Annotated in this window: 20 protein-coding genes; 18 read left to right on the top strand and 2 right to left on the bottom strand. The window is 42.1% G+C overall.

The window, feature by feature from the left end:
* Window positions 1-102 precede the first annotated feature (102 nt).
* Window positions 103-1,428 (top strand): branched-chain amino acid transport system II carrier protein, encoded by a 1,326-nt coding sequence (gene brnQ / locus WBS51_RS06875; protein WP_294461710.1) that lies wholly within the window; start codon window positions 103-105, stop codon window positions 1,426-1,428.
* A 5-nt stretch (window positions 1,429-1,433) separates the two neighbouring features.
* Here brnQ and WBS51_RS06870 read toward each other — a convergent pair whose 3' ends face one another.
* The gene (locus tag WBS51_RS06870; protein WP_294461707.1) at window positions 1,434-2,876 is read right to left on the bottom strand and encodes a pyridoxal phosphate-dependent decarboxylase family protein; all 1,443 of its coding nucleotides are present in this window, start codon (window positions 2,874-2,876) and stop codon (window positions 1,434-1,436) included.
* Between the two features lie 202 nt (window positions 2,877-3,078).
* Between WBS51_RS06870 and WBS51_RS06865 the strand changes: the two genes are divergently transcribed.
* The 10 genes from WBS51_RS06865 to rsfS all read left to right on the top strand — a co-directional run bounded on the left by WBS51_RS06865 (window position 3,079) and on the right by rsfS (window position 9,351).
* Entirely contained in the window at window positions 3,079-3,963 is an 885-nt protein-coding gene (locus WBS51_RS06865) for a LysR family transcriptional regulator (RefSeq protein WP_291683318.1), read from the top strand.
* Between the two features lie 117 nt (window positions 3,964-4,080).
* Window positions 4,081-4,929, top strand: coding sequence for a NifB/NifX family molybdenum-iron cluster-binding protein (locus WBS51_RS06860; protein ID WP_173749745.1), 849 nt, complete (start codon window positions 4,081-4,083; stop codon window positions 4,927-4,929).
* A 202-nt stretch (window positions 4,930-5,131) separates the two neighbouring features.
* The gene (rplU, locus tag WBS51_RS06855; protein ID WP_072449352.1) at window positions 5,132-5,437 is read left to right on the top strand and encodes a 50S ribosomal protein L21; all 306 of its coding nucleotides are present in this window, start codon (window positions 5,132-5,134) and stop codon (window positions 5,435-5,437) included.
* 6 nt (window positions 5,438-5,443) lie between these two features.
* Window positions 5,444-5,770: a ribosomal-processing cysteine protease Prp gene (locus WBS51_RS06850; protein ID WP_173749744.1), complete on the top strand. Its 327-nt coding sequence runs from the start codon at window positions 5,444-5,446 to the stop codon at window positions 5,768-5,770.
* A gap of 4 nt (window positions 5,771-5,774) precedes the next feature.
* The gene (gene rpmA, locus WBS51_RS06845) at window positions 5,775-6,065 is read left to right on the top strand and encodes a 50S ribosomal protein L27 (RefSeq protein WP_072449350.1); all 291 of its coding nucleotides are present in this window, start codon (window positions 5,775-5,777) and stop codon (window positions 6,063-6,065) included.
* A gap of 74 nt (window positions 6,066-6,139) precedes the next feature.
* A complete protein-coding gene (obgE, locus tag WBS51_RS06840) occupies window positions 6,140-7,432 on the top strand; it encodes a GTPase ObgE (protein WP_294460560.1) in 1,293 nt (430 codons plus the stop codon).
* A gap of 19 nt (window positions 7,433-7,451) precedes the next feature.
* Window positions 7,452-7,742, top strand: a complete 291-nt coding sequence (gene yhbY / locus WBS51_RS06835) for a ribosome assembly RNA-binding protein YhbY (protein ID WP_003021144.1) — start codon at window positions 7,452-7,454, stop codon at window positions 7,740-7,742.
* A 26-nt stretch (window positions 7,743-7,768) separates the two neighbouring features.
* Window positions 7,769-8,407, top strand: a complete 639-nt coding sequence (nadD, locus tag WBS51_RS06830; RefSeq protein ID WP_173749742.1) for a nicotinate-nucleotide adenylyltransferase — start codon at window positions 7,769-7,771, stop codon at window positions 8,405-8,407.
* Entirely contained in the window at window positions 8,397-9,005 is a 609-nt protein-coding gene (yqeK, locus tag WBS51_RS06825) for a bis(5'-nucleosyl)-tetraphosphatase (symmetrical) YqeK (protein ID WP_291683319.1), read from the top strand. The genes nadD and yqeK overlap by 11 nt, the downstream gene beginning before the upstream one ends.
* Complete coding sequence (rsfS, locus tag WBS51_RS06820; RefSeq protein ID WP_173749740.1) at window positions 8,998-9,351, top strand: ribosome silencing factor; 354 nt, start codon at window positions 8,998-9,000, stop codon at window positions 9,349-9,351. The genes yqeK and rsfS overlap by 8 nt, the downstream gene beginning before the upstream one ends.
* Window positions 9,352-9,443: 92 nt before the next feature.
* Here rsfS and lexA read toward each other — a convergent pair whose 3' ends face one another.
* On the bottom strand, window positions 9,444-10,070 hold the full coding sequence (gene lexA / locus WBS51_RS06815; RefSeq protein WP_173749739.1) for a transcriptional repressor LexA: 627 nt from the start codon (window positions 10,068-10,070) through the stop codon (window positions 9,444-9,446).
* Window positions 10,071-10,282: 212 nt separating this feature from the next.
* Between lexA and yneA the strand changes: the two genes are divergently transcribed.
* The 7 genes from yneA to WBS51_RS06780 all read left to right on the top strand — a co-directional run bounded on the left by yneA (window position 10,283) and on the right by WBS51_RS06780 (window position 17,676).
* Window positions 10,283-10,603 carry a cell division suppressor protein YneA gene (yneA, locus tag WBS51_RS06810; protein ID WP_226853673.1) on the top strand — a complete coding sequence of 107 codons (321 nt, stop codon included), beginning with the start codon at window positions 10,283-10,285 and terminating at the stop codon, window positions 10,601-10,603.
* Window positions 10,604-10,684: 81 nt separating this feature from the next.
* The gene (locus WBS51_RS06805) at window positions 10,685-11,767 is read left to right on the top strand and encodes a LacI family DNA-binding transcriptional regulator (RefSeq protein WP_173749737.1); all 1,083 of its coding nucleotides are present in this window, start codon (window positions 10,685-10,687) and stop codon (window positions 11,765-11,767) included.
* A 126-nt stretch (window positions 11,768-11,893) separates the two neighbouring features.
* Entirely contained in the window at window positions 11,894-13,234 is a 1,341-nt protein-coding gene (locus tag WBS51_RS06800) for a sn-glycerol-1-phosphate dehydrogenase (RefSeq protein ID WP_173749736.1), read from the top strand.
* 118 nt (window positions 13,235-13,352) lie between these two features.
* A complete protein-coding gene (locus tag WBS51_RS06795) occupies window positions 13,353-14,246 on the top strand; it encodes an aldose 1-epimerase family protein (protein ID WP_173749735.1) in 894 nt (297 codons plus the stop codon).
* Window positions 14,247-14,270: 24 nt separating this feature from the next.
* Entirely contained in the window at window positions 14,271-15,662 is a 1,392-nt protein-coding gene (locus tag WBS51_RS06790; RefSeq protein WP_173749734.1) for a TrpB-like pyridoxal phosphate-dependent enzyme, read from the top strand.
* A 128-nt stretch (window positions 15,663-15,790) separates the two neighbouring features.
* A complete protein-coding gene (locus tag WBS51_RS06785; protein ID WP_294460536.1) occupies window positions 15,791-16,465 on the top strand; it encodes a response regulator transcription factor in 675 nt (224 codons plus the stop codon).
* Window positions 16,438-17,676, top strand: coding sequence for a sensor histidine kinase (locus WBS51_RS06780; protein WP_294460533.1), 1,239 nt, complete (start codon window positions 16,438-16,440; stop codon window positions 17,674-17,676). The genes WBS51_RS06785 and WBS51_RS06780 overlap by 28 nt, the downstream gene beginning before the upstream one ends.
* Window positions 17,677-17,818: the final 142 nt, after the last annotated feature.

The raw sequence follows: 17,818 nt of genomic DNA, 5'->3' as shown, positions 1-17,818 counted from the left end.
TTTTTAATTTTTTATTGTATACAGTCGTGTATAATGGTAAGATAGCAGAGGGATGAAAGAGAAATAAGATATCACTATGAGAAAAGTACAGGAGAGTAATCTATGGAAAAACTAACAATGAGACAGATACTGTCTCTGACGCTGACATTATTTGCCGTATTCTTTGGAGCAGGCAACATGATTTTTCCGCCGGCTATGGGACGGCTTGCGGGAGAAAATTATTTGCAAGCACTTGCCGGTTTTATACTGACAGATGCAGGTATTGCCTTGCTGGGAATGATTGCGGTGGTGTTGGTAGGGAACAAAATTATGGACCTTGGGGATCTTGTGAGCCGGAGGTTTTCTTTGCTTTTATCCGTAATGGTGTATTTGCTGATAGGGCCGCTTTTTGCGCTGCCGCGAACAGGAAGCGTATCGTATGAGCTGGCGGTTCGCCCGTATGTGCCGCAGCAGTATGCGTGGCTGGTCTCTCTGGCGGTGACAGCCGTGTTCTTTTTGCTGACCTATTATCTCAGTGGAAATCCAAGCAAGGTTGTGGATATTATCGGAAAATATATGACGCCAGTACTGATTATAAGCATTGCCCTGCTTTATCTGGTATGCCTGTTTTCAGACAAATCCGGGAATACGGTACAATATGGTGCTGTTCAGAAAGCTGCAGGGGAATACCAGGATATTGCGTTCTTCAAAGGTATGATTGAAGGGTACAATGCCCTGGACGGTCCTGCAGGTCCTGTATTTGCCATTATTATTATCAATGCCGTCACCGGTTTTCAGGTGAAAAAACGGAAAAATGTAGTGAAATATACGATTATTTCCGGAATCGGAGCGGTGCTGATTCTCAGCGGTATTTACTACATGCTGACGTATATCGGTGCCATTACGCATACAACCTTTGAAAACGGAGGAGCGCTTCTGCATGCTGTGGCTAGTGATCTGCTGGGCCCTGTGGGAGGAATCGTGCTGGGTGTTTCCGTTTTTCTGGCCTGCATGACAACTTCTATTGGACTGACCACTTCCTTTGCAGATTATTTTCATGAATTGCTGCCATCAGTGTCCTATCGCAAAATAACGGCAGTGGTGTGTCTGTTCAGCTTTGCAGTCAGCAATGTAGGTTTGTCATATCTGATAGCAGTTTCTCAGCCGGTACTGATGATGATTTATCCGGTATTAATTGTGCTGATTGTACTTTCGTTTGGAAGAAAGTGGATTGGGGATAAGAAAATGGTCTATATACTCAGTATGGCCGCAGCTTTTGTTCTTGCTTTTATCAATGCTATGGACAGTGCAGGCATAAGCCTTGGCATACTGACCGTATGGGGACGAAGCCTTCCTTTTTATCATCTGCACCTGGGCTGGATGCTGCCGGCAGTGTGCGGAGCAGCCGTGGGCTTTCTTCCGGTTTGGAAAAGAAAAAAAAGTATTTAGGAAATTTATTTTTGTAATTGTTTCATTTCTGTATGCAGCTTGCCGGCAAAGGTATCCAGCATATGAACGGTTGTGCGCATATCATCCCGGGTAGTTTCCGGATGGAGCGCACAGATTCGCAGCACTTTTTTGCCGTTTAACACTGTGGTAAAAAGTGCGGCATAACCGCTGGCCAGCATGCGTTCAGAAATGCGTTCATTTAATAGGTCGGTTTCTTCTTCCGTCAAATCTTCGGAAGTATAGCGGAAATTTACCATGGCAAGCTGGGATTTCGATACGATTTCCCAATGGTCCAGTTCCAGAAGCGCTTCTTCGGCCCAGTCAGCCAGTTCAAATCCATGTTCAATGGCGCTGCCAATCAAATCCGTGCCCAATACCTGCAGGGTCAGCCATAATTTCAGGCCGCGGGCAGGGCGGGTCAGTTCCATGCCTATATCCCAGGTATTGATATGCCTCATATCCCCCTCCACATCTTTTAAATATTCCGGATTTACATGAAAACTGTGGAACAGATGTCTCACATCCTTTACCAGAACCATGGCACAGCCATAAGTCTGAAACAGCCATTTGTGGGCGTCCCAACTGATACTGTCGGCCAGCTCCGTGCCCTTTAGCAGGTGTTTATAACGGGGGCTTAACAGGACGGAAGCGCCATAGGCCCCGTCAATGTGAAACCAGAGTTCATACTTGGAACAGATGGCTGCCAGTTCTTCCAGAGGATCGATGCTTCCGGTGTTTGTGGTTCCGGCTGTACCGATAACAACAAAGGGAATCAGTCCGTTTTGGGTGTCTTCCTGAATTTGTTTTTCCAAAACATCTGTGCACATCTGAAAGGTGGAATTGGAAGGGATTTTGCGGATACGGCTGTCCGGAATACCGATAATCCGCAGACCTTTGGCAACAGAGCTGTGGGTCTGGTCCGAGATATAAGCTGTGCCCAGGTGCAGGGTTTCATCATTTAATTTGTGGTCCCGGGCAGCAGTAAGAGCTGTAATGTTTGCCATAGAGCCGCCGCTTACAAAGACACCGCCCGCATTCTGGGTGAAGCCGGCCTGACGGCACAGCCATTGCAGAACTTCCTGTTCAATACAGTTGACCATAGGGGCCAGTTTGCTGCCTCCGGCATGAATATTATAGGCGGAAGTCATAATATCTCCCAGCCAGGAGATGGAGGAAGCCGGACCGGGTACAAAGCCAAAAAACCGTGGATGGTTCGCATCACCCCGGTAACGATACACTTCTTCTGTCATTTCGGTAACGACTTCATCTACGGGACGTCCCTCTTTTGAAATTCCAATCTGCTTGATTTTGTCTGCTTGTCCTTCTTCCGTATACCAGGTGACTTTCTGAGAATGAATATCATGCTTTTCAAGACAGAAATTGTGTACAAATTTTTTTATGGCCGCTTCTAACTGGGCGCTGTTTAAAACATTTTCACTGTTTAGCATGGTTGCTTGTCCTTTCTTTTTCGCCATTTTTTCATATATTTCATATATTTTGTTGGCTTTTTTACTTTTTGAAAATCAACCGTAAATCTTTACGGTAGAATAAGTTTATTGTATACTACAGTTATATATCTGTAAAATTCATATATTTGATAATATATATGAAAAAAATTAATAAAGAGCTGAAGAGTAAGGAAAGAGATACATGGAACTGAGAAATATCAACACTTTTTTGAAGGTGGCAGCAACTCAAAATTTTTCAAAAGCAGCAGAACAACTGGGATATTCCCAATCCGCTGTGACTGTGCAGATACAACAGTTGGAAAAAGAACTGGAAACTCCGCTGTTTGAACGAATCGGAAAGCGGGTTTTTCTAACGGAAAGGGGAATGGAATTTACTTCTTATGCCAATGAAATCATGGGGGCGGCCAACCGAGCCCGGTTTTTTGCAAAGGAAAAGGGGGAACTGGATGGAACCTTACGGATTGGCGGGGTAGAATCCGTCTGTACCGCTATGTTGCCAGATTTCCTGCTGACTTTTCACAGCAGTTATCCCAGAGTGAAAATCACCATAAAATCAGGCACAACAGAAGAACTGATGGAAATGGCGAGGAGCAATGAAATTGATTTTGTCTTTACGCTGGACAGAAAAATATGCAGCGGGGAATGGGTGAAAGTTGTGGAAAGGAAGGAGCACATTTTGTTTGTGACCCTGGCGGAACAGTTACAGGAAAGAAAAGAACAGATACCTATACAGGAATTGGTAAAAAAGCCCTTTTTGCTGACAGAATTGGGAGCCGCTTATCAGTATGAATTGGAACGGCTGCTGTCCGAGCGGGATTTGGAAATTATGCCGATTCTGGAAATCGGCAATACGGAAACCATTATTCATCTGCTGAAAAAGGGTATGGGACTTTCTTTTCTTCCGGCATTTACGGTGAAGGAGGAATTGGAGAAGAAACGATTTTCGGAAGTCCGAACCAATCTTCCGTCGGTGGTGATGTACAGCCAGCTGCTCTATTGCAGGAACAAATGGGTGACACAGGAAATGCAGAAGTTTGCGGAATTGGTGGGAGGGAGGATTGACTAGCTAAAGACTGTAGAATCGGAAACTGAAAAATTATTCACACAAAAAGCTTTCTATATGATAAAATTAATATCATATCCTGCTGGCGGGATTAAAAAAATGAAAGATGAGGATACAGAGATGAAAATAGCAGTAACTTATGATAATGGAGAGGTATTTCAGCACTTTGGAAAGACGGAATATTTTAAAGTATATGAAGTGGAAGACAATAAAGTAGTTTCCAGTGAAGTGATGAGTTCTAATGGTTCCGGACATGGAGCGTTGGCCGGACTTTTAGCAGAACAGTCTGTTGATGTATTGATTTGCGGAGGCATTGGCGGTGGAGCTCAGACGGCTCTTGCTGAGGCGGGAATTGAATTGTGCGCGGGAGCCCAGGGGGATACAGACCAGGCTGTGGAAGCTTACTTGAAAGGGGAATTAGTATCCACAGGAGTAAACTGCAATCATCACCATGAAGAGGGACATAGCTGCGGAGACCACGGAGAGGGACACAGCTGTAGCGGAAACTGCGGTGGACATTGTGGTTCTGCGCCGGTGCTGACAGGCCGTAATGTTGGGAAAGTCTGCCGTACCCATTACAGAGGAACCTTTAATGATGGCACACAGTTTGATTCTTCCTATGACAGAGGGGAACCGTTGGAGTTCACTTGCGGAGTGGGTCAGATGATTAAAGGTTTTGATGCAGCAGTGGCAGATATGGAAGTGGGTCAGATTGCGGAGATTCATTTGATGCCGGAAGAGGCGTATGGAATGCCGGACCCCAATGCGATTTTTACCGTTGAGATTGCACAGCTTCCGGGAGCGGAAGATTTGGAAACGGGACAGCAGGTTTATTTATCCAATCAGCTTGGACAGCCATTTCCTGTTAAGGTGACAGCAAAAGATGAGAGTACAATTACGTTTGATGCCAATCATGAGATGGCGGGAAAAGAACTGAATTTCCGTATTGAACTGGTAGAAGTGAAATGAGAAAATGAAAAAAGCCGGAAAATGTGTTCGGGCATGTGTTGTAATCCTAAGATATTCTAAGATATTTTGCAGAAAAATTCAAAATATCTATTGACGAATAAAAGGATTTCTGTTAGTATATTAGCGTATGCCGCACAAAGAGGTATAAGTACCGTGTATACGGTCACCATATTTGGCGAGTAATGATAATAGGAGGTGCCATATGTACGCAATTATTGCAACAGGTGGTAAACAGTACAAAGTAGCCGAAGGCGATGTTATCAGAGTAGAAAAGCTTGGAGCAGAAGCTGGTGAAACTGTTACATTTGACCAGGTACTTGCTGTAAGCAACGACGGTTTAAAAGTTGGCGAAGACGTAGCCAATGCAAGTGTAACTGCATCTGTAGTTGAAAACGGTAAAGCGAAAAAGGTTATCGTTTACAAATATAAGAGAAAAACCGGATACCACAAGAAAAACGGTCACAGACAGCAGTTTACTAAAGTTAAAATTGAAAAAATCAATGCTTAATTCATTATGATTAAAGTGACGATTTATCAGAATTCAGAGCAGAAAATCTTAGGTTTTGCCATGCAGGGTCATGCAGGATATGCCGAAAGCGGCAGTGATATTGTGTGTGCAGCTGTATCGGTGCTGGCGCAGAATACAGTGAATTCCATTGAGCAGTTTACAGAGGACAGGTTTACTGTGGATGTAGATGAGCAGATGGGAGGGCTGGATTTCAAAATAGAGCCGGGATATTCCAAAGAAACGGCGTTGCTTCTGAATTCGCTTATCCTTGGTTTACAGGGGATAGAAGAAGAATACATGGAGTATATCGATGTAATATTCGAGGAGGTGTAAAGACATGTTAAAAATGAACCTTCAGTTATTCGCTCATAAAAAAGGTGTTGGTTCTACAAAGAACGGACGTGACTCTGAGTCTAAAAGACTTGGTGCCAAAAGAGCTGACGGACAGTTTGTAAAAGCTGGAAACATCCTCTACAGACAGCGTGGAACAAAAATTCATCCAGGCGTAAATGTAGGCAGAGGCGGAGACGACACATTATTCGCATTAGTTGATGGTGTTGTTCGTTTCGAGAGAAAAGGCAGAGACAAAAAACAGGTTTCTGTAGTTCCAGTGGCTACTGAAGAGTAATTACGATAACAAGGCGGCTTCAAATCTTTCAGGGGTTTGAAGCCACTTTTTTTCAATAAAAGAAAGAGGTTATTATGTTTGCAGACAGAGCAAAAATATATATCCGCTCCGGAAAAGGCGGGGATGGACATGTCAGTTTCCGAAGAGAGCTGTATGTCCCAAACGGCGGTCCTGACGGCGGAGATGGCGGTAAGGGCGGAGATGTCATATTTGAAGTGGATAAAGGTCTGAATGCACTGACCGATTACCGTCATAAAAGTAAATATGCCGCAGGAAACGGTGAAGAAGGCGGCAAAAAAAGATGCCATGGGGCAAATGGAAAAGATATTGTTTTAAAAGTGCCCGAAGGAACCGTTATTAAAGAGGCAGTCAGCGGAAAAGTTATTGCGGATATGTCCGGCGGAAATACCAGACAGATTGTATTAAAAGGCGGCAGAGGCGGAAAGGGAAATCAGCACTATGCTACGGCAACTATGCAGGTCCCTAAATATGCACAGCCCGGCCAGCCGGCACAGGAACTGGAAGTGCAGCTGGAATTAAAAGTCATTGCCGATGTAGGACTTATCGGATTTCCAAACGTAGGAAAATCCACTCTGCTTTCCAGAGTCAGCAATGCCAGACCTCAGATTGCCAATTATCATTTTACAACTCTGAATCCTCATTTGGGTGTGGTGGATTTAGATGACTGCAACGGGTTTGTTATTGCCGATATTCCGGGATTGATTGAAGGCGCGTCAGAAGGTGTGGGCTTGGGACATCAGTTCCTGCGTCATATTGAAAGAACACGGGTTTTAATTCATCTGGTAGACGCAGCGTCCACAGAAGGCAGAGACCCCATTGAGGATATTTATAAAATCAATAAAGAACTGGAAGCCTATGACCCGGAACTTATGAAGCGTCCACAGGTCATTGCAGCAAATAAAATAGATGCCGTGTATGCAGGGGATGAAGACCCGGTGCAGAAGATTCGTGATGAATTTGAACCTCAGGGAATGAAAGTTTTTGCAATTTCTGCGGTAAGCGGAAAAGGATTGAAAGAACTTTTATACTATGTAAAACAGCTTTTGGATACAATAGATAAAGAGCCTGTAATTTTTGAGCAGGAGTTTTTCCCGGAAGACGCACTGATTACAGAAAATCTTCCGTATACAGTAGCACAGGACGAAGCAGACGAGCATGTTTTCATTATAGAAGGTCCAAAGATAGAAAAAATGCTGGGCTATACCAATCTGGATTCCGAAAAAGGGTTCCTGTTCTTCCAGAAATTCTTAAAAGAAAGCGGTATTCTGGAAGATTTGGAGAAAGCAGGTATCCAGGAAGGGGATACGGTTCGTATGTATGGCTTTGACTTTGATTATTATAAATAAGGAAAACAGGAGATAAAGCATGACAAGCAAACAAAGAGCGTATTTAAAAGGGCTTGCAATGACTATGGAACCGATTTTTCAGATTGGAAAATCCAGTTTGACACCGGAAAATACAGCAGCTGTTGCAGAAGCCTTAGAGGCAAGAGAACTGATTAAAATCAGTGTTCTCCAGAACTGTATGGATGACCCGAAGGAAATTGCCGCAGTGCTTGCAGAGCGTACACGTTCTCAGGTCGTACAGGTCATTGGTAAAAAAATTGTGTTATATAAAGAAGGCAAGGATAATAAGAAAAAGATATTTCTGCCATAAAGAATAACAAAAAAGAGGAAAGTGTTATGCGGGAAAAAAGAAAGAGAATCGGTATCATGGGAGGTACTTTTGATCCTATTCATATAGGGCATTTGATTCTGGGAGAAACGGCATATGAACAGTTTCAATTGGATAAGGTGCTGTTTATGCCTGCCGGAAACCCTCCGCATAAAAGAGAAAGAAAAGACCGGGCCAGTGATGAGCAGCGCACAGAAATGGTGAAAAGGGCTATAGCGTCAAATCCGCATTTTGAACTGTCTCTGGAAGAAATGCGGCAGGATGGATATACCTATACCTACAGAACACTGGAAAATTTGCAAAACCAAAATCCGGATACGGAATACTTTTTTATTCTGGGAGCAGACTCTCTGTATGATTTTGAAAAATGGAGAGAACCTTTCCGCATTCTGAATGTCTGTACAATTCTGGTAGCCACCAGAAATCATACCAGTCATCAGCGTTTAGACGAGACCATTGCCGCACTGAAGAAAAAATACGGGGGAAGAATAGAAAAGCTGAATTCTCTGAACATTGATATTTCTTCAGAGCAGATTCGTACCTGGATACAGCAGCGCCGTTCATTGGCCTATTATGTACCGGACCAGGTGATATCTTATATCATGGAGAATAATATATACAAGGGTAGTGATAAAGATGAAATATGATTTTGCGGAAATTGAGAAAAAATTGAAAAAATATCTGGATAAAGACCGTTTTATGCATACCCAGGGAGTGATGTACACAGCGGCAGCCCTGGCTATGGCTCATGGAACCAATATGGAGCAGGCTCGGCTGGCAGGTCTGCTTCACGATTGTGCAAAGTGTATTCCCAATAAAAAGAAGTTGAAAATCTGCCGGAAGCAGGGCATTGAACTCAGTACCTTTGAAAAGCAAAATCCCTTTTTGATTCATGCGAAGCTGGGTGTTTATATTGCAAAAGAGAAGTACGATATACATGACCTGGGAATATTGTCTGCTATCCGCTGGCATACTACAGGGAAAGAGGATATGAGCAGTCTGGAGAAAATAATCTATATAGCGGACTATATTGAACCTGGAAGAGACAGAGCACCCAATCTGTCCTGGGTGAGAAAAGTAGCTTTTATGGATTTAGATGAAGGAATGTATTACATTTTAAAAGACAGCCTTTCCTATCTGGAAACCAGTGCAAAACTTATCGATCCTTATACAGAAAAGGCTTTTCAATATTATGAAGCGCTGCACCTTGGAAAAAAGGAAAAGGAGAACACAGACCATGAATAGTAAAGAAATAGCACGCATGGCTTGCGAGGCCATGGAAGATAAAAAGGCTCAGGATATTAAAATTATTCAGATTGAACAGATTTCAACACTGGCAGACTACTTTATCATTGCCAGCGGAACTAACCGCAGTCAGGTGCAGGCCATGGCAGATAATGTGGATGAAGTGCTGGGAAGAGCCGGTGTAGAAGCCAAACAGATGGAAGGATACCAGAGCGCAAACTGGATTCTTATGGATTACAGAGATGTCGTGATTCATATTTTTGATGAAGAAAACCGTCTGTTCTATGATTTAGAACGTATCTGGAGAGATGGAACTTTAGTTGAGAGAACAGATTTAGATATGTAAAAGCAAGAGAAGAAACTCCATACGAAGTGTGCTCAAGAATACCAAGTGGAAAATCAGAGACGCTTCTATGGGGTTCTTCTTTTTTGCTGAAATTAACGCATAAAACGAAACACACCAATTACTTTTCCAAGAATCTGGAAAACCTGCTCCGGTCCTACAAGGATAGGATCCATGGAATCGTTTTCCGGCTGAAGACGAATATAATCTTTTTCTTTATAAAAGGTTTTTACTGTTGCAGAGTCGTCTACCAGTGCAACAACCTTTTGACCGTTCTCAGCAGTAGGCTGCTGTTCTACAAGCACATAATCTCCGCTGAAAATTCCGGCATTTATCATACTGTCACCTTCTACGACCAGCATAAAAGTTTTGTTGTTGGGCATAAATTCAGAAGGAATGGGGAAATATCCCTCGACATTTTCCATGGCAAGAAGCGGCTGTCCTGCAGCTACTTTGCCAACAATAGGAACATTAACCGTCTCTCTCCGAACCAGATTAAAATTGTCATCTACAATCTCTATGGCACGGGGTTTGGTTGGGTCTCTGCGAATATAGCCGTTTTTTTCCAGTGTTTCAAGATGGGAATGGACAGAGGATGTGGATTTCAGATTCACAGCCTCGCAAATTTCCCTTACAGAAGGAGGAAATCCTCTGTTTAAAATTTCATTTTTCATATATTCTAAAATTTCAGATTGTTTTTGACTTATTTTTCCATATGACATAATCTGGTACCTCCGAATCATCGAAATCTTACTTTTATCATATCACAGCTTTACAGAAAATGCAAACAGATATTCGGAAAGTTTGTTCGTGAAACGAAAATATGTTCGATAAAAGTATTGACAAACATGTGTTCTTGTAGTATGCTGATTGCAGATAGAAAGCAAACAGATGTTCGCAAACATATTTTCGCGATTTTACGGAGGGTATGAGAATGAGAAGTAAATTAAGAAGAAAACGAAGTTTTTTGTATGCTATAGTTTTATTGTGTGCAGTGGTATTAGGAATGCTCTGGGTTACTTCTGATACGGCCAGTGCGGGTACACAGGAGTCTGTACGGCATAAGTATTTTACCAGTATCGAAATAAAAGAGGGAACAAGTCTCTGGGAAATAGCTCAGGAATATCAGACGGAAGAATATGATTCCACAGAAGACTATATCAGAGAAGTTAAAAAGATTAACCACATGAAGAGTGATGTAATTTATGAGGGCTCCTATTTGTGCATTCCATATTACTCTTCAGAAAATAAATAAGCGTGTTCAGTTCTTGCAATGCTTTTTCGCTATGATACAATAGGAGAAGATATTTTATAATTGGGGAAAGGAAAGGCATTCATGAACCGAAAAAAAATTACTTCTACAGATGTAGCCAGAAAGGCAGGCGTTTCTCAGTCAGCTGTGTCCATGATTCTTAATAAAAAATATAATGTCTCTTTTTCAAGAGAAACGATAGAGCGGGTGGAAGAGGCAGCTCGGACATTGGGATATACGAATGAAAAGAAGGCTTCAAGAACCAGGGTGTCCATGAGAGGAACTATTTTTGTCATGTGTCCCAATTTATCCAATCCGTATTATTGTTCTCTTTTACAGGGAATTGAAAAGACAGCACAGAAAAATCGGTATGACGTGTTTTTATGTAATACCAGGAGGGATTATCAAACAGAGGAGAAGTACCTGAAAAAAATAGAAAAACTGAATCCATCGGGAGTCATTTGTACTTTCACGCCGGTATTTACGGAACTTCTTCAAAAGATTTCTGAAAAGATACCGGTTATACTTATTGGAGAGAAAGCTGTTGTGGAAGGAATGGACACAGTGGAACTGAACAGTAAGAAAACAGGTGAACTTCTTGCTGGGCATTTGCTGGAACTGGGACACAGAAAAGCAGCCTTTTTATCCACTCCTCTGACACAGAGGCAATCCGCCAGAAGAGCCAGAATGAAAGGTTTCTGTGAAACTTTTGAAAAAGCAGGATATGGAGACAGTGTTTATATTAAGAGCCTTCCGGAACAGATGGACATTTTATTTCAAGAGGAAGATATGGAATACAGGACAGGATATGAGCTGGCTTTGGAAATGATTAGAGAAGTTCCTGATTTAACTGCCATAGCCGGAAGCAGTGATATGGTTGCTCTGGGAATCCGCGATGCACTTTTAAACCTGCATTACAAAATTCCGGAAGAAATTTCCGTAGTGGGCTGCGACAATTTATTAATTTCCGGAATGAAAGGGATTGACTTGACAACTGTGGAGCATTTTGCCCCCAAAAAAGGGGAAGATGCCTGTCGCCTTCTTCTTGACAAGATAGAAGCAGAACAGGAAAGAGGCGGTTTTTTGAAGGAGGGAATGATTCATCATATAGAATATGAACCTCGCTTGATTATTAGAGGAAGTACATCATATCCTCGGAAATTGTAATTAATATTTTAAAATATTAATAATAGAACGGATTAATATTTTGACATCCAATTTGACCATGAGTATCTTTTATGCTACTCTGCTGTTAGAATTCATGCCATTGAAGCAGAGAAAGGACAGAAAGATATGGAAAAAACAGATTGGAAGGCTTATTTGCAAAAAGAAATTGAATGCAGCTGTGGAAGAACACATTTTTGTGATATTGAGGAAATTCTTATTGAGGAGAATGCAATTTGCCGCCTGCCGGGGATTTTAAGTCGTCATTCCTATAAAAAATTGTGTGTGGTATGTGACGAGCATACGGAAAAAGCCGCCGGTTTCCGGGTGTATGAGGAACTTACAAAAGCAGGATACAACTTTAGCAAGGTTCTTTATCATGAGCCGGAACTGGTGCCGGATGAACAGGCCTTGATTTACCTTTTTACACAGGTACCTCAGGACTGTGATTTAATCATAGCTGTAGGAAGCGGAACGATTAATGATTTGTGCAGGTACGTCAGTTATAAAATGAAAATAGATTATTATGTTGTGGGAACAGCTCCTTCTATGGATGGGTATGCCTCAAATGTATCTCCACTGATTATCCGTCATTTAAAAACAACTTATACAGCAAGACCGGCCAGAGTGATTATCGGAGATTTACAGGTACTTTGTGAAGCACCCATGCATATGCTTGCTGCAGGCGTCGGGGACATTATTGGGAAATATGTATGTTTGGCAGATTGGCAGCTGGCTCATGAAATAAATGAGGAGTATCTTTGTCCGGAAGTGACAGCATTAGTTCGAAAATCGATAGAGAAAGTAACAGAAAATGCCGAGGCAGCAGCAAAGAGAGAGAAGAATGCAGTAGCTGCTCTTATGGAAGGACTGGTTTTAAGCGGTATTGCAATGAGCTATATTGGAAATTCCCGTCCGGCTTCAGGAAGTGAACATCATATGTCTCACTATTGGGAAATGATGTTTTTGCTGAGACACCAATCTGACCCTTTGCACGGAACAAAAGTAGGAGTGGCAACAGTGGCTGCCCTGCGGTTATATGAAATACTGAAAGAGAAGAAAAACATGGGGCTTTCGCAGCAAGTATCAGCTTTTTCGTATAAAAAGTGGGCAGAAGAAATTGAGGAGGCCTATGGTCCGGCAGCGCCGGAAGTTCTAAAGCTGGAACAGGAGGTTGGGAAAAATGCGGATAATGAGGTTCTGAGAAGACGAAGCGTGTGGGAAGAAAAACAGGAAGAAATCGGGTCTGTTCTGGAAAATCTTCCTTCTGCAAAGACGGTTGCACAGATTTTAAAATCGATGGGAGCACCCAGTTCTCCGGCAGAAATCCAAGTGTCTTTGGAAACTTTTAAAAAGGGGATTTATTTTGCAAAAGATTTGAGGAATCGTTTTGGACTGCTGCAGATTTTGTTTGATTTCAGTTTACAGAAAACATGCAGTGAAATCCTGGAAGAAGAGTTTTACAGATGATATTGTCTGAAATTGCAGAGCCTTTTAAAGACTTTCTTGTATCCCTTGTCCGGCTGTGATAAACTATAAAAAAGTGAAAAGATTACAGACTTGGTATCTGGGAAAGGGAGTTTTTACAATGTACAAGATAGAGAACCAGTATTTAAAAATTGTAGTTTCCTCAAAAGGAGCAGAGTTACAGAGTCTTTTTGATAAGGAAATGAACAAAGAAGTTTTATGGTATGGAGATGAAAAGTTCTGGAAACGCCATTCGCCTCTTTTATTTCCCAATGTAGGGCGTCATTATAAAAATTGCTGCTATTACAACGGAAGGCGCTTTGATACAGACCTACATGGCTTTGCAAAAGATTCAGAGTTTATATGTATAAAACAGGAAGATAATCTTTTGACATTTTCTTTGAGAGATGATGAAGCTACCAGAGCTTATTTTCCATTTTCTTTTGTTTTAAATGTGACTTATCGGCTGACAGAAAGAACGTTGGAGGTTGTCTGGGACGTAGAAAACAACAATGAAGAAAAGATGTACTTTACTATAGGAGGGCACCCGGGATTTAATGTGCCGATTTTGGAGGATACCCGGCAGACAGAATATAAGCTTCTCTTCAACAGAAAAGAAGCACTGGAATACCGCCTTGTCTATGGAGATTCGTGCAATGCAGATGGGGAAAAAACTTACAGGCTGCCTTTAGATACATACGGTGCTTACAGCGGATGTGCGATTACGGAGCATATGTTTGATAAAGATGCTTTGATTTTTGATGGTTCTCAGATTACGCTTGCAGGGATTGCGTATCCGGATGGTACTCCATATATTCTTATGGAATGTGAAGGATTTACGAATTTTGGTATCTGGAGTCTTCCGGGCGCACCTTATATTTGCCTGGAACCATGGAGAGGAAGATGTGATGATTACGGTTTTGAAGGAGACATTTCAGAGAAACCAGATATTGTCTCTGTAGAAGCGGGAGACGTATTCCATCAAAATTACACGATAACCGTATATAAAAAATAACCATAGAAATACAGGAGAAAGCCTATGTCGAATATAAAAAAGGAAATTCCCTATAAAATTTATCTGGAAGAAAGTGAGATGCCAAAAGAATGGTATAATGTCCGGGCGGATATGAAAAACAAACCAGCGCCTCTGTTAAATCCTAAGACTTATCAGCCTATGACGGAGGCAGAATTGGGACAGATTTTTTGTGAGGAACTGGTAAAACAGGAGCTTGACACCACAACTCCTTTTATAGAAATACCGGAAGAAATCAGAAACTTTTATAAAATGTATCGTCCCTCCCCGCTAGTTCGGGCGTATTGTCTGGAAGAAAAGCTGCAGACGCCGGCTAAAATTTATTATAAGTTTGAGGGAAATAATACCAGTGGAAGTCACAAACTGAACTCTGCGATTGCACAGGCTTATTACGCAAAAGAGCAGGGATTGAAAGGGGTTACTACAGAAACCGGAGCAGGACAGTGGGGGACTGCACTGTCTATGGCCTGCGCCTATCTTGGATTGGACTGCCAGGTATATATGGTAAAATGTTCTTATGAACAAAAACCATTCCGAAGAGAGGTAATGAGGACTTATGGTGCTGCAGTCACACCATCGCCTTCAGATACGACAGAGGTAGGAAGAAAAATTTTGAGGGAACACCCAGGCACATCGGGAAGTCTTGGCTGTGCCATTTCAGAGGCTGTGGAGAGGGCTGTACAGCAGGAAGGCTACCGCTATGTTTTGGGAAGTGTGTTAAATCAGGTGTTATTGCATCAGACAGTGATTGGACTGGAGACAAAAACAGCTTTAGAAAAATATGATATCCAACCAGATATCATTATTGGTTGTGCCGGAGGTGGTTCTAATCTGGGAGGTCTGATTTCTCCGTTTGTGGGAGAAAAATTAAGAGGAGAAAAGGATTATCAGATTATTGCAGTGGAACCTGCTTCCTGTCCGAGCCTTACCCGAGGAAAGTTTGCCTATGATTTTTGTGATACAGGTATGGTTACGCCTTTGCAGAAAATGTATACATTGGGCAATAATTTTATTCCTTCTGCCAATCATGCAGGGGGACTTCGCTATCACGGCATGAGTTCCATTTTATCTCAGCTGTATCATGATGGCCTGATGGAAGCCCGGGCGGTAGAACAGACATCTGTATTTGAGGCTGCAGAGCAGTTTGCAAGAATAGAAGGAATTCTGCCTGCGCCGGAAAGCGCACATGCAATTCGTGTGGCTTTAGACGAAGCAATTCGGTGCAAAGAGACTGGAGAAGAAAAAACCATCGTTTTCGGATTGACCGGAACTGGATATTTTGATATGTACGCATATGAAAAATTCAACAATGGGCAGATGACAGATTATATTCCCACAGAGAAAGATTTGGAACAGGGATTTGCAGGAATTCCCAGATTTCCGGGGAATGAATTTTAAATGACAAAGTTCTGAACATATCTTAAAAGGAGTTGCGGCTGCTGCATGAAGCAGGAATATTCTTGACAGGTACTTAATGCGGCAGCCGTACCTTTGTCTATATCATATCTGTTTTAGGAGTGCAGACGATGAAACGAATATTATTACTGGAAGATGATAAAGCCTTAAATAGGGGAATTTCTCTGAAACTGGAAAAGGAAGGATACGAAGTTTTGTCCGCTTTTTCTCTCAAAGAAGCAAAAGCGCTGTTTCAGAAAGGGAGCATAGATTTGGTTATTAGCGATATTACGCTTTCCGATGGCAGTGGAATGGATTTTTGCAGAGAGGTAAGACAAAAAAGCGAAGTTTTTATTATTTTTCTTACTGCCCTGGACCAGGAAGTGGACATTGTCAATGGATATGACTGTGGTGCAGATGACTATATGACAAAACCTTTTAGTCTTTTGGTATTGATTTCCAAAGTAAATGCATTAATGCGCAGAGCCGGGCAGCAAGAGGGACAGATTTTGCTTTCGGATGGCATCGAAGTGAACTGTCTTACTATGCAGGTATACAGGCAGAAAGAACCTGTAATATTGAGTAAGAAAGAGCTGCAGCTTTTAATTTGTCTGATGGAACACGAAGGAACCGTTATGACAAAGGAGCAGATACTGGAAATGGTATGGGACAGAGAGGGACAGTTTGTAGACGAAAATACGGTGACGGTTAATATTAGCCGGCTGAAAAGCAAACTGCATACCAATGCCATAGAAAATGTAAGGGGATTGGGATACATATGGACAGACACAGTAACAAAGAAATAAAAAGCATGGCCGCAGTGCTTGGGTGTGTGATGGCAGGAATTTTATTGCTGTCTTCGGTTTATCTGGTGTATCGTTATGAGGAGAGGAATAGGCAGGCAGCACAACTGGCTTTGCGGTATCCATGGTCAGAAGGTGTCTGGATAGAAATCAGAGAAGCAAAGAATACTGCCGATACCCAACAGGCGGATCGAGAAAAACAGAAAGAACTGCAGGAAAAATACGGATACTATTTTTTCTCTGCAAAGGAAAGCAAAGAAATTTTGCTTTTGTTTGCTTCGGAGATACTGATAATTGCAGGGATTTTTGCAGGTGCGGTGTTTTTTATCAGAAAAAGAGCAAAAACAGAAGAAAATCTGGAACGGGCGCAGATAAAAGTATTGGAAGACAGTATGGAACGCTTTATGGATGGAAATTTTGATACCGCAGAACTTTTGAACATCCAGTCAGATTATTTGTGGGGCTTAAGAGAGAAAGAAGAAAAGCTGGGAACTTACATAGAAAATATGAAGGAGCGCCTGGAACAGGAAGAGAGCAGTACAAAAGCCCTGATTACGGATATTTCCCATCAGTTGAAAACTCCTTTTGCAGCTTTCAGAGTATGCTATGAAATGATGGAGGATGATACACTTACAGAAGAAGAGGGGAAGGAGTTTTACATACAGGGAAAGCAGGAATTGGAGAACCTGGGAAAACTCATGGAACTGCTGCTGAATATGTCCAGGCTGGAAGGCAGCATGATTCATTTGGAGCCGCAGGTGAGAAGTCTGAAGAAAACCATTCTTGGAGCAGTCAATACGGTGATTATGAAGGCTGTAGATAAAAACATAGAACTTTCGGCAGAACTGGAGGACTGTTATTCAAATCATGATTTTCGCTGGACCCAGGAGGCCATGATTAACGTTCTGGACAATGCCATTAAGTATTCAAAGCCAGGGAAGAAAGTAGAAATACGCATGCGGAAGCTGACCTCTTATGTACTCATTGAAGTATTCGATGAGGGAATTGGAATTCCGAGAAAGGACAGAAACAAGATTTTTCAGAGGTTTTATCGTGGTGAGGAAGCGAGAGAAATGGAACGTGATGGTGCAGGCGTAGGTCTTTATTTGGCCAGGCAGATTCTGGAACAGCAGGGGGGCACCATTTGCGTCAAAGATAGAAGCGGTATTTTAGGAAGCTGTTTTCACATTATGCTGCCCTTGGCTGAAGCTTGACAAAGAGAGGATAAAACTTCTGGTATTTTTTTCAATCCTGTGCTATAATGGTAAACCGCCTAAACTGGAGGATGCTGTAAAATTTGAGAAAACGGTGTCCGAGTCAGATTTTAGAGTGAAATTTGCGAATAGTGAGGGAAAG

The organism is Blautia acetica (genome assembly GCF_038739805.1).
GTDB lineage: Bacteria > Bacillota > Clostridia > Lachnospirales > Lachnospiraceae > Blautia.
The sequence above is the reverse complement of the archived record's forward strand: the minus strand, read 5'-3'. Positions and strand labels throughout refer to the sequence as shown.

What these genes read in the sequence shown, in the direction of transcription:
- brnQ (WP_294461710.1), top strand. Translation starts at nt 103, where the DNA reads ATGGAAAAACTAACAATGAGACAGATACTGTCTCTGACGCTGACATTA.
- WBS51_RS06805 (WP_173749737.1), top strand. Translation starts at nt 10,685, where the DNA reads ATGAACCGAAAAAAAATTACTTCTACAGATGTAGCCAGAAAGGCAGGC.
- WBS51_RS06850 (WP_173749744.1), top strand. Translation starts at nt 5,444, where the DNA reads ATGATTAAAGTGACGATTTATCAGAATTCAGAGCAGAAAATCTTAGGT.
- nadD (WP_173749742.1), top strand. Translation starts at nt 7,769, where the DNA reads ATGCGGGAAAAAAGAAAGAGAATCGGTATCATGGGAGGTACTTTTGAT.
- obgE (WP_294460560.1), top strand. Translation starts at nt 6,140, where the DNA reads ATGTTTGCAGACAGAGCAAAAATATATATCCGCTCCGGAAAAGGCGGG.
- WBS51_RS06870 (WP_294461707.1), bottom strand. Translation starts at nt 2,876, where the DNA reads ATGCTAAACAGTGAAAATGTTTTAAACAGCGCCCAGTTAGAAGCGGCC.
- rsfS (WP_173749740.1), top strand. Translation starts at nt 8,998, where the DNA reads ATGAATAGTAAAGAAATAGCACGCATGGCTTGCGAGGCCATGGAAGAT.
- yqeK (WP_291683319.1), top strand. Translation starts at nt 8,397, where the DNA reads ATGAAATATGATTTTGCGGAAATTGAGAAAAAATTGAAAAAATATCTG.
- yneA (WP_226853673.1), top strand. Translation starts at nt 10,283, where the DNA reads ATGAGAAGTAAATTAAGAAGAAAACGAAGTTTTTTGTATGCTATAGTT.
- lexA (WP_173749739.1), bottom strand. Translation starts at nt 10,070, where the DNA reads ATGTCATATGGAAAAATAAGTCAAAAACAATCTGAAATTTTAGAATAT.
- WBS51_RS06860 (WP_173749745.1), top strand. Translation starts at nt 4,081, where the DNA reads ATGAAAATAGCAGTAACTTATGATAATGGAGAGGTATTTCAGCACTTT.
- WBS51_RS06795 (WP_173749735.1), top strand. Translation starts at nt 13,353, where the DNA reads ATGTACAAGATAGAGAACCAGTATTTAAAAATTGTAGTTTCCTCAAAA.
- WBS51_RS06780 (WP_294460533.1), top strand. Translation starts at nt 16,438, where the DNA reads ATGGACAGACACAGTAACAAAGAAATAAAAAGCATGGCCGCAGTGCTT.
- WBS51_RS06865 (WP_291683318.1), top strand. Translation starts at nt 3,079, where the DNA reads ATGGAACTGAGAAATATCAACACTTTTTTGAAGGTGGCAGCAACTCAA.
- WBS51_RS06800 (WP_173749736.1), top strand. Translation starts at nt 11,894, where the DNA reads ATGGAAAAAACAGATTGGAAGGCTTATTTGCAAAAAGAAATTGAATGC.
- rplU (WP_072449352.1), top strand. Translation starts at nt 5,132, where the DNA reads ATGTACGCAATTATTGCAACAGGTGGTAAACAGTACAAAGTAGCCGAA.
- yhbY (WP_003021144.1), top strand. Translation starts at nt 7,452, where the DNA reads ATGACAAGCAAACAAAGAGCGTATTTAAAAGGGCTTGCAATGACTATG.
- WBS51_RS06790 (WP_173749734.1), top strand. Translation starts at nt 14,271, where the DNA reads ATGTCGAATATAAAAAAGGAAATTCCCTATAAAATTTATCTGGAAGAA.
- WBS51_RS06785 (WP_294460536.1), top strand. Translation starts at nt 15,791, where the DNA reads ATGAAACGAATATTATTACTGGAAGATGATAAAGCCTTAAATAGGGGA.
- rpmA (WP_072449350.1), top strand. Translation starts at nt 5,775, where the DNA reads ATGTTAAAAATGAACCTTCAGTTATTCGCTCATAAAAAAGGTGTTGGT.